We start from the raw sequence: 15,049 nt of genomic DNA, 5'->3' as shown, positions 1-15,049 counted from the left end.
CAAATATAGAAGGCTTCCCTTATTTCAATTTTTGCACATTATATGTGAAGGTTTTTTCATCTCGTTTTTGTTTTCATTTAAGATATTAAAATTGTTTTTGAAATAGTAAATCTCGAATTAAAGATTTAAACGATAACCATTTTGATCTGTCATGAGAATTTGTGCATTGGAGGGATCTTTTTCGATTTTTTGTCGCAAACGATAGATATGGGTTTCTAAAGTATGGGTAACAATATTTTCATTATAACCCCAAACTTGTTCTAACAATGTTTCACGGCTGACAATTTTATCATTAGCATAATAGAGACATTTAAGAATTGCTGCTTCTTTTTCTGTGAGACAGATTTTATTGTTGCATTGATCAAGAAGAAGTTTTTGTCTTAGTTTAAAAGTATAGGGGCCAATATGAAAGGTTGCGTCTTCATTTTGTTCATATTGGCGCAACTGTGCTCGAATTCTCGCTAATAACACCGCAAAGCGAAAGGGTTTTGTCACATAATCATTGGCGCCTGTTTCAAGATCTAAAATATTATCGCAGTCTGTATCATGATTTGTTATCATGATAATGGGGGCACGAAATCCTTGGATGCGTAATTTTTTCACGGCTTTGAAACCATCAAGATCAGGAAGTTCAAGTCCCAAAATAGCGAGATCAATATTTTCTTCTTGGATTATTTTCATTCCCTCTTCTGCTGTTTTTGCTTGGAAAATTTCAAACTCTTGATGCATTTGCAATTGTTCTACTAAAATGGGGCGTAGATTATCGTCTTCAACAATTAAAAGAGTATAGTGGTTCATGTTTTTCCTTATAGGCATGTTGAGGCACTGATTGGTAAAGAGTAGTTTCATGAAAAATGAGATTTCATGCAAGAAAAATTAAAACAGGAAAATTAAAAAAGAGCGTTTCTAAAAAATAAACTTTTATAATTTCTATGGTTGCTTGCCGAAAAGAAGGTATTTCCGTCTGCAGAGTATTTTACGTATTGGTTGGAAGCATTTGTTTATGCTCTAGAACGTGTTTTAGCTATTGAGTGTTATCATCTTTACGCTTATGGAGAAATAAAGCCGGCACTATCATACACTTTGCCAGCTCGTGGGTGTTGCGGATAGTCCTTGGCACTTGAGACTCTTCATAAGAGGAATTTTTAGTCCTTTCTTTTACGTTTTTTATCCATACGGGACTTTTCCTGCTTGTAATGTGAAAGAAAATAGCTTTTGATTGATTTAATATAAACAGGTTGGGAATGAGAGAATCCTGCGGTATGAGGGGCTCTCATCCAACATGTAAAACAATGAACACTCAATATGATGCGTTTTTTAAGCGTGAAGATAACTGTGCAACACCTTACACATATGCACTGTTTAGGAGAATTTCACGGTTATTTTTATTGTTTTTTATCCACGTTCAGTTTTGTTTTTTCGTTGCATTTGTGTGCGAAGGGGTCTGTGTGTGATGTTCGTGGTGTTGCTTATTATAATCGTTGAGTAAGCTTTGTCTTTAGCAATGCCGAAAAGATGCATCATAAAGAGGTTTTTTATGCAATGCTATGAAGCATCTTTTTATATGAGCTAATGAATAAAAATTATTGTTTTAAGATAAAAGCATTTCCATCTTAAGGTTGCCCATCAAACAAACTTCTTTCCATTCATCTTCTGTCACGGGTTGCACTGATAAGCGGCTGGCATTAACCAGTACCATATTTGCTAGCTTGGGATTGGCTTTAATTTGTTTTAATGAAACAGGTGTTGGCATGTCACAAAGTGCGCGGATATCCACACATTCCCAGCGTGGATCAGAGCTTGTAGAATCAGGGTGTGCTTCAGCACATATTTCTACAATGCCTACAATTTCTAAACCTTTATTTGAGTGATAAAAAAAACCTTTATCGCCATATTTCATGGCGCGCATATTATTACGGGCTTGATAATTGCGTACACCATCCCATTGTTCGCCATCAGCTCCTTTTTTCTTTTGCATCTCCCATGACCATTTATGGGGTTCAGATTTAAAAAGCCAATAAGCCATGAGTTCTCCTTTTTCATAGACTGTTATGCATTCATCATGTGCATTTTTATAAGCATCTTTGTAACACCATCAACGATGATTTTTAAAATGGGGTAAAGAACGGGCATTATCTGTTTTTTCTTGTTTCAAAATAACGTGTAGCAGAGAAACGCGATTCATTGATATTTCATGTTGTATAAAGGTATTTTGCTTTTTGCTTATCTTTTCAGCTATGGTTTGAAATGCGGTCACTATAAGAGTTTTTTGGAGAAAATTAAGAAAATTGATTCTAAAAAGCTTCAAGATTACAACGGCAATGAAACAAATAGATGATCAAAGATGATGAGGTCAAAGAATGGCTTTCATATCTATACTTCGTGGGATAGAATAGATCTTATTATGCCATAAAATACCGTCACTTGAAGTGTAATGATATAAGGCAGTTTTTTGAAACATGAAATTTTTTAGAATGTGTGGTGCATATTTAGGTTTGCGTGTCGAGCTTTGGGTTAAGTGAATTGTGTGAGTGGGAAGCAGGTGGAATCCGCTCGATAGGGAATTCGGACTATCTACAGACCGGATTGAGTAGAAATCTTCGTTCTTTAAGATGTGTGTGGGGGGCGTCAGTTTTATTATGCTTTTGTTCCACGGCGTCCCATCCCGATCAAGGGCGTGGCTTTTTCATCTAATGGCCAGCGTGAACGGGGTGCAATGTCAAGAGAGCTTGTTTCTCCTCGTGCGAGTTTTTGTGCACCGGCAAAAGCAATCATTGCAGCATTATCGGTACACAAGGAAAGAGGAGGGGCTATAAATTCAAAACCATGTTGATGGGCAAGTTCTTGCAACGTAGAACGAATGGCTTGGTTTGCGGCAACACCGCCTGCGACAACCAAAGCAGGAGAACGCTTTCCTTGATTATGAGAGAGAGGATATTGGTGGGTAAAGTGTTGTAGGGCTAGGTGAATACGATCATGTACTGTATCGGTCACGGCGGCTTGAAAACTTGCGGCAATGTCAGCAATATCATTTTCTGTAAGAGGAGCTATGGCTGTTGCGGCTTGTCGAACAGCAGTTTTGAGTCCTGAAAAAGAAAAATCTAACCGTTTTTCACCTTTTAAAGGGCGTGGAAGGGGGATGCGATTTTTATCACCAAATAAAGCTGCTTTTTCAAGTGCTGGTCCACCAGGATAAGGAAGACCTAAAAGTTTTGCAGTTTTATCAAAGGCTTCTCCTAATGCATCATCAATGGTGGTTCCTAAACGTTGGTAGTTACCTACTCCATGAACAATGATTGTTTGTGTATGACCCCCTGAAACTAAAAGTAATAAATAAGGAAAGCTGACGTTGTGCGTTAACACAGCTGTTAAAGCATGTCCCTCTAAGTGATTTACCGCAATAAATGGTTTGCCAGTGGCAAGAGAGAGTGCTTTTGCGCTCATAACGCCTACCAACAATCCTCCTATCAAGCCTGGTCCACTGGTGGCTGCAATGCCATCAATATCTTTTAATTTTGTGTTTGCTTCTGTTAGTGCTTGCAGAATTAAATGATCAAGAACTTCAACATGGGCACGAGCAGCAATTTCAGGAACAACACCGCCGTAAGGTGCATGGTGATCAATTTGGCTCCAAACAACATTGGAAAGAATTCGGCTGTTTGATTCATTGTTATATTCAATGACAGCCGCTGCCGTTTCATCACAACTTGTTTCTATTCCCAGCAGACGCATTTTAAACAAAACCTTATATTGAAGCTTCTTTCCTGCGTGCGTACCATGAACAGAAAAAGATGCAAAGTATTTCTCTCAGAATTGATTTTTCTATGAAAAAATATGTGTTTTGGCATTTTCTTTGAATTTCATGATATTGTTGATTAAAAAATAAAGCTGTATTTTTGAGTATAAAATGCAAATGTGTTTTTTAAAACTTGTCTATTAAAGTCTATAATTGTAAATATTATTGAAAAAAATGAGATTTGGAAAATCTCTATAAAGTTATACTCTTTATAAAAAGAATGTAAAACAAACGAAGATATTTGAGAAAAGCTTCATTTTTAAAACTTTTTTCATTTTATTATTTTATCATTAAAAAAAGTGTGCACAAAAAGTGACAGAGATGGTCGATTCTTCAAAACCAAAAGTTAAAACACATTATGCTGGTACGCGCCGTAAGAAACCAGTTATTGAACATGAAGCTGTTCCCCATGATTCAGAGGAAAAAATCCACAATTCTGTAGAGTCTCATGCGCGAGAAAAACAGAATATGCAAGGTCAGGATAAAAGTAGCTCTCGTACAACTTGGCTTTTCTTGTCCTTTTCTGGGATTTTGGGGGGATTCATTGCTTTGGGAATTTTTATGGGGCTTCAATGGGCTGGTTTTTTTCCTTCTTCTTTTGTGGAAAATTCTGCTGGAGGGGAAAAAGCTTTGCAGATTGCTGAAGCCGCAAAAAGTCAAGGTGAAGACACAAAGGAACAATTGAGACGGGTGTTTCAAGAAATCGATGCGTTAAAAACAGAGTTTTCTTCTTTTTCATCACAACAGTTTAAAACAACGAAAAACGATGAATTATCGAAAGAAGAAATCAAAAAAGCTTTTGCGATTTTAGAGGAAAAAGTAAAAGCTCTTGAAGAAACTGTACAAACTTTTGTTAGAGAGTCGAAAGAGATAGAGACGGCTTTGTCTGTTGGGCAGAGCAATGCAAATGATCTTGCTGCGTTAAAACAACAGTTAGAAGCTATACAGGAAGAAACTGCTGTTAAAAATAGTGAGAAAAAAGAAATAGATACCGCGCTCTTTACTGCAATTAGTTCATTAAAAAATGCTATAGAGCGTGGTGGATCTTATAATAATGAATTAAAGCTGTTACAGCAATTATCGCCTTCGATTGATAGACTTGATGTGTTGCAAAAAACAGCTACTGTGGGTCTTCCAAGTTCAGCACAACTTTCTGTTGATTTTTCTCATGTTGCCGATGCAATTGTTGGTACGCAAAATATTGTTGCGTCAGATGCTGGTTTTTTTGACCGAATTTTAGCGTGGATAAAAGGGCTCATTGTTTCGCGACCGATTGGCAATGTTGAAGGGACGACGCTGGGGGCTATTGCGGCACGCATGGAAGTTGCCATTCAAGCTGGTGATTACGAAAAGGCTTTGAGCGAATGGCAATCATTGCCTCAAAGTGCAAAAGATGTTTCAATGGATTTTGTTAAGCAGCTTGAAAGACATATTGCTATTCAACAGTTGTTGCAGCAATTGTTATTGTCTGTGCAACAAGGATCTTTTAAGGCAACAAAGATGTAAATAGGCCCAAGATGATACGTGTTTTTATTTATATTTTTGTTGTTTGTATCCTCGGTTTAGCTTTCGCGTGGGTTGCTAATCACAATGGTATTTTTGTTCTTACATTTTTGCATTTCAGATTTTCTGCTTCATTGCTTACAGTGTTAAGTGTGCTTATTTTGCTTTTTGTAACGCTGGTGCTTTTATGGTGGTTATTGTCTTTCTTTTTTTCCTTACCGAGTGCTCTTTCCAATTATTTGTATAAACGCAATCAAAAGCGCGGTTATGAAGCTCTTTCAAAGGGGATTCTTGCAACTTTTGCTGGTGATAGTATGGTTGCGCAAAAAATGGAAGCACAGGTTGCTAAATATCTTGCAGGAAAACAAGAGCCATTGGTAAAACTCTTACAAGCGCAAACCTTGTCTTTACAAAATAACTCTGTTCGCGCCATCGGTCTTTATGAGGGGATGAGAAAGGAAGATTCGACAAAATTGGTTGGACTTTATGGTTTGTTTCGTGAAGCGATGAAGAGTAAAGCTTATGAGGCAGCGCAACAATATGCCGAAGAGGCGCTGACTTTATCGCCAGCACTTTTATGGGCGCATCAGGCGGTGCTTGATCGGTTAAGTACTGAGGGTAAATGGGATAAGGCACTTACTATTTTTGAAAGAGCGCAAAAAGCTCTTCCGCGTTCTGTTCGCGCGACTCCAGAGCGGCAGCATATACAGGTTTTACTATTAAGTGGGCAGGCACTTTCTTTGTTTGATACACATCCTGTACACGCACGTGAAGCCATTTTGAAAGCCCATAAATTGGCACCTGATTTTGTTCCAATAATAGTTATTGCTGCTGATATTCTTTATAAGTTAAATGAAACGCGTAAAGCGGATAAAATGATTATAGCGGCTTGGCAAAAGGATCCTCATCCTGATTTGGCGGCGCTTTATCTCGAAAGAGAAGAAGGAGCTATTGGGCGATTGAAAAGGGCTAGGACACTTGCTTCTTATAATAAAGATGCATTTGAATCGGCTTTCCTTATTGCTAAAGCAGCTTTAGATGCTGGTGAAACAGCATTAGCGAGAGAGCAGGCAAAAAAAGCATTACAATGTCATCCACGGGAAAGTGTTTATTTATTGTTGGCAGATATTGAAGAGGCACAGGGAAACAATCAAGGTGCTGTGCGTCAATGGCTTTCTTTAGCACTTCGTGCTGAACGTGATCCAGTATGGATGTGTGATGGGTCCATTTTTTCTTCTTGGTTAGCGGTTTCTCCAATCAGTGGACGTTTGGGCGGTTTTGAATGGAAGGCGCCTCCCTGTATGCCTTCTCTCACATTAGAGGCGGACAATATTGTGCCGAAAAAGCAAGGCAAAGAGTATGTTATGGGAAAAAGTGATGGTGTTGAAGATAAGAAGCTTGAAAAATTAACACCCATAGACGATTCTCTTTTGCATAATGTGCAGGTGGAGAAACAAGATATAAAAGAACAAGATGTAAAAATGTTCAGTCAAACTCACTTAAATGTTGATGATCCAGGGGTGAAAACAGAAGAAGAAACATCTTTATCGAGGAAAAAATTTCGTTTATTTTAAATTGCGCCAATGTGATATATGAGTGTTTTCTCAGAAGAAATAATTAACCTAGAAGAAAAAACATCATTAGTCTTGTCCAATAAAATTATTCTCTTATGCTTTAAAAATGAAGTTTTGCTTAGTTGCAGAGGTGATTGGTTAAAAAATGTTTTTAAATCAGAGATGTCTTGATAAAAAACAAAAAAATAACAAACCAAGGATTGCTGTTGTTATTCATCGGCGGTCTACCTATACTGGTCGTTTAGGAAAATTTTTACAACAAAATGGTTTTGTTCTTGATATTTATCGTCCTATTTTTGGACAAAAACTCCCTGATACATTAGAGCATTATGCCGGTGTTGTTATTTTAGGGGGACCGATGAGTGTGAATGACAGCGAAGCCTATATTGGTGAGGAAATTGATTGGATTTCGTTATCACTAAAGGAAAATAAGCCTTTTTTGGGTATTTGTCTTGGAGCACAAATGTTAGCGCGAAATCTAGGGGGGCGCGTTGGTACAAGAAGTGATGGGACTGTTGAAGTCGGCTGGTATCCACTAGAAGCAACCCCTCAAGGGAAGGAATTGATGAATTGGCCAGAAATGGTCTACCATTTCCATGAGGAAGGTATTTATGATTTACCGAAAGAGGCAATGCTTTTGGCAACAGGGCATACATATCCTACACAAGCTTTTCGTTATGGAAACAATGCATGGGGTTTGCAATTTCATGCTGAGTTTACACGTGCTATGATGCGGCGTTTGGTCGTGCGTTCGGCACATAAATTGACTGAAAAAGGTGCTCAACTTGCTTGTGCACATTTGAAAGGTCGTTTAATTTATGATCAAGCTTTAAGCCAATGGTTTGAAGGTGCATTACGACAGATTTTTTGTGTACCGCCCGCATTTGTGTGAGTGTTAGAAACACTATTCATTATCGTTCTTGTTGTGCTGTAAAACAGTATCGTTTAAGGTAGAGATAGAAAACTCATGTAAAACTTTACACATGAGGTATTTTTTGTTAGAAAGTGTAACGGATTTTCTTAAAAAGATCTTGGTGGGTGGACTTATGAGATACTGTACTTTAGAACGATGTATAGGAACTCCTTGAAGTGATCAGTAGATAAAATCCGGTCGATTAAGAAGTTGGATTGTTTATAAACTGACTGTGGTTAAGAATCTTTGTCCTTTTTAGGGTGGGGAGGAAGTTAAGAGATAAAGAAAGTTTTAATGTTGTCTAAATCCTTTCAAATACCGTCATCACAAAAGAGATTTTCTTTGAGCTATTTAATTTGTGGGCTCGTTTGTCTTGCTCTGATATTTATTTATAGCGCACTCTGGTTTTTTTTTCACGTAAAATAGAAGAGCAAGTTTCTGATATATTTGCAAAAGCGTCTTCCTATAATATGGCGGCGGTATGTGAGAATGTGCGCAAGGATGGTTATCCTTTACGTATCGGTGTTGTTTGCGACAATTTTCAATTTTCTTGGCCTTTACATGGGGTTTCTTTATCGACGGGGCGCTTGACGGCTGGTGCACCAATTTATGCACCTCATTTGGTCGAGTTTAATGTTCATTCTCCTGCATCCATTGTTTTTTCCGGACAAACTTCTATAGTATCGCGTTGGCGCAATTTGGTTATTGAAACAGAACCTTATTGGAAAACGGGTAAAACATTGAAGTTTATAGCTGAAGGGCTTGAAATTTCACCACTTTCCTCTTCCCTTGAAGATAAAAAACCTCAAGAAGCATTAGGAGCACAAACAACAGATAAAAAAACGACACAGGAAAATGTAGAAGATCAGGCATCTTTGCAAAATACGCATGACATGATTACTCAGCCGTTAGAGACAAAAGATACGCCTCAAAAAATAACGGCAGAATTTTTGCGCTTTGATCTGAAACATGAAAATAATGATTTATTGGGAAATATAACTTTTGACGGTTTTGATGTTTCTCTGGTTTTTACATCTTCTTTTGTTGATGTCCCAAAAATTGATGGTAACTTGAAAGTGATTTTAAATGACATCTCTTTTTTGTCTGAAGATGAAGGAAAAAATTGGCAACAGCGACTGTATGGAAAAAGTGGGCTTTTAAAGCAAGGTGAATTGACTTTTCATACAGGCGGTGGGTTACGTATTAGTGGACCTTTTTCTTTTGATGAAGAAGGATATTTGACAGCAGAATTCGAACTTGTCCATATTCAGCCCATGAAGCTTCTTAACACTTTGCAGCGCTTATTTCCCGCGCAGGACAATAATCTTCAAGCGTTATTTTTTATTTTGGGTGCACTGCCTAAAAATGCCGATGGCGCTCCCGTTCTCCCCTTGCTCATTAACAATGGGTGGGTAAAATTAGGTTTTTTAAAACTTGGTCGTCTCGCTCCACTTTAGGTTTTATACCCAAGCCTTTTTTCATTTTTACCACCAAATTTCGATTTTTTCTGATTTTCACACTTTTTTGCAATTTTAGAGTGTCAAAATCTATTTTAACAAAATGCGTATTTAATGGTAAAAAAATAGCTGTAAAAATAAAGAATTACCACTTACTCCTAACTAATTCCACCTCTTTTCACTTAGTACAAAATCTTATGTCAAACTTACATATAGCAACAGTGTTTGTGTGGAAAAAGTGGCATTTTAAAGTATGCTGAATTGCCTTTTTATACAGGTAGTGTGGTGCCGTGTTAGGAACCTTTTTTCTTTATGTATGGAATTTGAGTATATTGCATATGTCTGTTTAGGGTGACCTTTGAAATAGGTAAAACAGCCTAGTTGGATGAGAATATGAAGTTGTAAAGGGGAAAATGGACGTCCATCTTTTCATTTATGGAGTAAGAAGCTAAGGGGGGCACCATCATATTTATATTTTCCCACTCCTAATGTTTATACAGCTTTTGGCATTTGAGGTGGTTTATGAGGGGCATTTAGTTCTTTCTTTAATATTTTTTATCTATACGGTTTTCCCATTTGCAATATGCAAGGGGAAATGCGTTTAGTTGATTGAATATAAACAGATTTGAAATGAGACAAACTTAGAATATCAGCTTCTCCTTCAACATAAAAATAATAAAATTATGATTGTAAATCAATATATTATATTTTTATGTTGAAGGATGTTTGACAGTAAAATTTGAATTTATTTTTTATTTTAAGTGCTTTGTCTAAAAATGCGGGATAGCGCTTCCGTTCTTTCCTTACTGATTAGTCATGGATGGATAGAACGGGAGATTGAGTGGGTCGTTTTGTATTTGCTTTAGGTTTGAAAGCCGGTATTTTGTAGTTGAGAAATCAATCCTGCTGCAAAAGTAAAACGAGAAATATTGAGATCATTTTCAATAAGGGCACTAATGTGGTTTGTAATTTTGTGAATATGATCTTCTTCTGTTTTTTTCCAAGTGTCAAAAGGATCTTTTTTCTTTCCATAATTTTTGAGGATTTTCATAACGATTTGCCGTAAGCTTTCAGAAACATTTTCTTTTGCTTGGCTTAAAGCCATACTATCATAATAATCTACTACAGGAATTATACGACTTGCTTCGTTAATGCGGTTTATACGAATGATTTGCGCAAGTGAAAAATAGATCTCTGCGGTTTTAATAAGATCACTGTTGCTTTTTTTTGCAATTAAAGAAATATCACAGATTGTTGAAGCTGCTTCTAAGAGAGCTAATTGTTTCGCTAATGCTTTTGGTGCTCCCTCTTCGCTGTAGTGTAATGCTTTTTCTTCAATTTTTTGCTTAATATCGTTGTCGTGAGAATGCATAAGCTCTTGTTCAATAACGCTACGGGCTTGCTTTATTGTTTTTACAATTTCTTCTAATGGACGTGAGAGATCTATGTTGTGTAAACCCCAATTGGTTGTTTCAAAGAGCATTGGGGTCATTGCTGCGTAGAATTTGTTTTGGACAAGACCGGGTATTTTATTATCAAGCTTATCAATTTGCTCAGACAATTGAGGAATTTCAAAACCATCGCGAATGGCAATGAAAACGCGAATAATATTTTCAGCTTTTTGTTCTGTTGCATCGTGTAGTCTATTAACAAAAGTGGGGCCTCCACGATTTACGATATCGTTGGCAATCAGCGTTGCTATAATATTACGACGCAATTGATGGTTAATGACTTCCTTCTTAAAATTTTCTTGAATTTGTGTTGGAAAATAGTTCAGCAAGGTTGTATTGAAATAGTGATTATCAACAATGGGGCTATTAGCAATTTCTTCTTTTAAGGTTAATTTAGCATACGCAAAAATAACAGCGAGTTCTGGACGGAGAAGACCTTTGCCTTGGGTTGTTCTTTGTCGTAAAATTTGCTCATCAGGGAGTATTTCAACTCTACGATCTAGAAGCTTTTTTTGTTCTAAATCGTGCATAAAGCGTATTTGATAGGGCAAATCAGTAGTGCTTTGATTTTCCGCCAAAGAAAGAGCAAGGGGTTGTAGATAATTGTTGCGCAAGACGAGTTGCTCGACTTGAGGTGTCATTTTTTTCAAGAGCTTATTGCGTTCTTCGCGGGTTAATGTTTTGGCGCGTAGTGCTGATGCAAGAACAATTTTGAGATTGACCTCAATATCAGAACAATTCACACCAGCAGAATTATCAATGGCATCCGTATTGCATCGACCACCATTTAAGACATATTCAATCCGTCCACGTTGTGTAACACCAAGATTAGCCCCTTCGCCAATAATTTTTGCACGCACTTGCTCTCCGGTAATGCGTATCGCATCATTTGCACGATCACCTACTTGGGCATCATTTTCTGTTGCTGCGCGGATATAAGTACCAATGCCGCCGAACCATAAAAGATCAACAGGGGCTTTGAGAAGAGCAGAAATAATTTCAAAGGGTGTTCCTGTTTGTTTTTCAAAACCAATGGCTTGTGCTGCTTCAGGTGAGAGAGTAATGGTTTTTTCTTTTCGTGAGAAGATGCCACCGCCCTTTGATAATTTGCTTTGATCGTAATCTTGCCAGCTGGAGCGAGGAAGTTTAAAAAGGCGCATACGCTCTGCATAGCTTTCGTCTATGCTTGGATCTGGATCAATAAAGATATCGCGGTGATCAAAAGCGGCAATCAATTTTGTTTGTTTGGAAAGCAGCATCCCATTACCAAAGACATCGCCAGACATGTCTCCAACACCGACACAGGTGAAGGACGTTGTTTGAATATCCTGATCAAATGTTTCTCTAAAATGTCTTTTGACAGCTTCCCATGCACCTTTGGCTGTAATACCAATGGCTTTGTGGTCGTAACCTGCTGAGCCTCCAGAGGCAAAAGCATCATCGAGCCAAAAGTGATTTGCTTGGCTGATGGCGTTGGCGGTATCAGAAAAAGTTGCTGTTCCTTTGTCTGCTGCGACAACAAAATAGGGGTCAGGGTCATCATGACAGATGACATTGGGGGGAGAACTTATTTTGCCGTTAATCAGATTGTCTGTAATGGAGAGCAAAGCTGTGATAAAGTCTGTATAAGCTTGTCGTGCTGCTTCTACGATGAGAGCACGGTCATTTGTTTGGGGAAGCCGATGGGGATAGAAACCACCTTTTGCACCTGCAGGAACGATAACCGCATTTTTAACTTGTTGGGCTTTGACTAAGCTGAGGACTTCGGTGCGATAATCTAATGCACGGTCAGACCAACGGATTCCGCCACGAGCGATAGGTCCAAAACGCAAATGCACCCCTTCAACTTCCGGTCCATAAACAAAAATTTCTCGGTAAGGGCGTGGTTCAGGCAAACCCTCAATTTGGCGCGGATTTAATTTGGTGGCTAAAATACGCCGTGGACTTCCATCGTCAAGAGGCGTAAAGGCATTTGTTCGTAAACTCGCATCGATAAGGTTGCAATAACGGCGTAAGATGAGATCATCATCTAAACCAGATACTTTCCGTAATTTTTCTCCAATACGCTTTTGAATAACCTGTTGGCTTTTTTCCCGTTCTTTTTCTGTATGGCTTTGGTGAAATTTTAAATGAAATAAAGTATAAAGATCTTGGGTAATGTCAGGATAAGCATTTAAAGTTTGGGCAACGCGATCTTGCGAATAAGGAATACCAGCTTGCTGGAGATAGCGCCCATAATGGCGCAAAATAACAATTTCATACCAATCAAGTTCAGCTGTTTGGGTGAGCGCGTTAAAAGCGTCATTATCAGCATTTTGTGCCCAAATGGCCTCAAAGGTTTCGGCGTGTTTTTGACCGTTTTTTTCAAAATCGATACAGAGTTGGAAAGTGCTTTCTAGCTGCATATCATGAAGATACACAGAGTGCCCATAGCCATCTGGTAATTCAAGGGTTTGTTCAGCAATAACGCGAAATCCCATATTTTCAAGGAGTGGTACACGTTTGGAAAGGGCAAGAGCTTCATGGCGGTGAAAAAGCCGAAGAGAAATGGTACGTTTTTCTTTGTTTTGTGCGTGATAAAAGTTCACGAAAAGGGGCTTCTCATCATGAAGATTTAAAATATGTCCGGCATCGTTAATAGCGTCTTCAGCTGAAAATAAATCACGATAGCTGTTGGGGAATTCGCTGGCTAGACGTGTTTGTTGCTCTGTTGTTTTCTGAGCAAGAGCGATGGCTTGAACGCTGTCTTCCCAACTTCGTGCAATCGAACGTACATGTTGTTCAAGTGTGGAGCGCTCGTGAAGGGGAACAGTTTCGTTTCCTTTGCGATGGATGATATAATAGACACGTATAAGGGTGCTTTCCAAAAATAGCGGATAAGATTCAAAAAAGTCGCCTTTATAGAGCTCAACAAAATGTTCGCCAACTTTTTCACGCAGGCTGCTGCTATATTGGTCACGCGGTACGTAGACAAGGATAGAAACAAAGCGTCCAAAAGAATCAGTGTGGGCAAGAACCCGTAAACGTGGGCGCTCATCTAATTGTAGAATAAGTTTGGTGTTTTCTGTCAATGTATCAACATCAGAGCGAAACATTTCATCTCTTGGATAGGTTTCTAAAGCACTGATAAGTGCTTTTCCTGAATAATCGGCGTGATTGTGTCCAAGACGTTGAATAATAGTTTGGGCTTTTTCTTTTAAGAAAGGAATTTGCAAAATAGAACGTGTATAAGCTGAGGAGGTAAAAAGCCCTACAATGCGTAATTCTCCACAGAGTTGGTTTTTTTTATCAAAGATTTTAAGACCAATATAATCGAGCCAGACAGAACGGTGAATTTTGGAGCGGCTGTTAGCTTTTGTCACGATAAACAGATTATCGCTTTCCATGAAGGATAAAACTTCTTGAGGAGGTTCTTTCATACTTTCATCGTCAACAATATGAATAGAAGCATCCGTGAGTATACCAAGTTCAATATTACTCGCTGTAAAGGATTTTAGGGGTTTTTGGTCTTTGATGAAGTTGTAGGTGCGCATACCAAGGAAAATGAAATTATCGTCCATTAGCCAGTGAAGAAATTCAATAGCTTTTTCGCCTTCTTGTTTGTAGTGCGGGGGAAGACTTATTTGGTAGGCATGAATATGCTTTTTAACTTCTTCAAGCATAGGCTTCCAGTCTTGTACAGCAGCATTCACCTGTTCAAGAACTAAGGTGAGTTCATTTTCAAGTTTTTGTATTTGCTGTTTGTTTAATGACTCGATGTGAATTTGCATCAGACTGATGCGTTTTCCAGAAGCACAATCAAGAATAGGATGCGCAATCAAATAGATATGGTTTTTGTGTTGATTGAAAACATTTAAAATAGAATCGAGAAGGAAGGGTTTGTTATCATTGACAAGCGTGATAGCGGTTATAGGCTTGTTATTACGGGTCAAATTTTGTTCAAAGTAGATAGTATTTTTTCCCGTCTGATGGAGATTAAAAGCTTTTACTGCGACGGCTGCGGCTTTTTGAAGTTCTTTATTTTCGTAATAAACAATATCTTCTTCATCGGTTTGAGCAAAAAGGATTTGTTCTATTTTATCTTGGGTGTTTTTTGTTTCTGTTTTTTTTGGTTGCAACACATCCACTCTCCCTTTTTGCTCTTAGGGGTCTTCTCTTCTCTTTATTGAAAGCTGACCATCATATTTTCGTATACTGTAACACCTTCTTCCTGAAGAAAACAGCTCTTTATTTGGAAAGAATGAGTTTGTTTTTGCTATTTTTTAGTAATAGTTTGTACTTTAAAGAAATATTTTGCGTCAGAGAAAGGGCATTTTTAGTATTTTTGTATGTTAATAGTTTGTTTTTTTAAATAT

8 protein-coding genes are annotated in these 15,049 nt (G+C 38.0%); 4 read left to right on the top strand and 4 right to left on the bottom strand.

Going from position 1 to position 15,049, the window contains the following annotated elements; translation table 11 throughout:
- Positions 1–117: 117 nt before the first annotated feature.
- The 3 genes from ACFIKD_RS00220 to tsaD form a co-directional block, all read right to left on the bottom strand.
- Complete coding sequence (locus ACFIKD_RS00220; protein ID WP_375644326.1) at positions 118–798, bottom strand: response regulator transcription factor; 681 nt, start codon at positions 796–798, stop codon at positions 118–120.
- Positions 799–1,591: 793 nt separating this feature from the next.
- Positions 1,592–2,026 carry an EVE domain-containing protein gene (locus ACFIKD_RS00215; protein WP_375635314.1) on the bottom strand — a complete coding sequence of 145 codons (435 nt, stop codon included), beginning with the start codon at positions 2,024–2,026 and terminating at the stop codon, positions 1,592–1,594.
- Between the two features lie 611 nt (positions 2,027–2,637).
- A complete protein-coding gene (gene tsaD / locus ACFIKD_RS00210) occupies positions 2,638–3,732 on the bottom strand; it encodes a tRNA (adenosine(37)-N6)-threonylcarbamoyltransferase complex transferase subunit TsaD (protein WP_375646903.1) in 1,095 nt (364 codons plus the stop codon).
- A gap of 385 nt (positions 3,733–4,117) precedes the next feature.
- Between tsaD and ACFIKD_RS00205 the strand changes: the two genes are divergently transcribed.
- The 4 genes from ACFIKD_RS00205 to ACFIKD_RS00190 all read left to right on the top strand — a co-directional run bounded on the left by ACFIKD_RS00205 (position 4,118) and on the right by ACFIKD_RS00190 (position 9,243).
- Positions 4,118–5,302 (top strand): mitofilin family membrane protein, encoded by a 1,185-nt coding sequence (locus ACFIKD_RS00205; protein WP_375646902.1) that lies wholly within the window; start codon positions 4,118–4,120, stop codon positions 5,300–5,302.
- A gap of 11 nt (positions 5,303–5,313) precedes the next feature.
- Complete coding sequence (locus ACFIKD_RS00200; protein ID WP_375646901.1) at positions 5,314–6,873, top strand: heme biosynthesis protein HemY; 1,560 nt, start codon at positions 5,314–5,316, stop codon at positions 6,871–6,873.
- A 145-nt stretch (positions 6,874–7,018) separates the two neighbouring features.
- On the top strand, positions 7,019–7,765 hold the full coding sequence (locus tag ACFIKD_RS00195; RefSeq protein ID WP_375646899.1) for a glutamine amidotransferase: 747 nt from the start codon (positions 7,019–7,021) through the stop codon (positions 7,763–7,765).
- A 422-nt stretch (positions 7,766–8,187) separates the two neighbouring features.
- Positions 8,188–9,243, top strand: coding sequence for a DUF2125 domain-containing protein (locus ACFIKD_RS00190; protein WP_375635464.1), 1,056 nt, complete (start codon positions 8,188–8,190; stop codon positions 9,241–9,243).
- Between the two features lie 862 nt (positions 9,244–10,105).
- Here ACFIKD_RS00190 and ACFIKD_RS00185 read toward each other — a convergent pair.
- A complete protein-coding gene (locus ACFIKD_RS00185; RefSeq protein WP_375646898.1) occupies positions 10,106–14,815 on the bottom strand; it encodes an NAD-glutamate dehydrogenase in 4,710 nt (1,569 codons plus the stop codon).
- Positions 14,816–15,049: the final 234 nt, after the last annotated feature.

It is taken from the genome of Bartonella sp. CR84HXZ, from assembly GCF_042194535.1.
Lineage (GTDB): Bacteria > Pseudomonadota > Alphaproteobacteria > Rhizobiales > Rhizobiaceae > Bartonella > Bartonella grahamii.
This window is presented reverse-complemented; position numbering and strand designations above follow the sequence as displayed.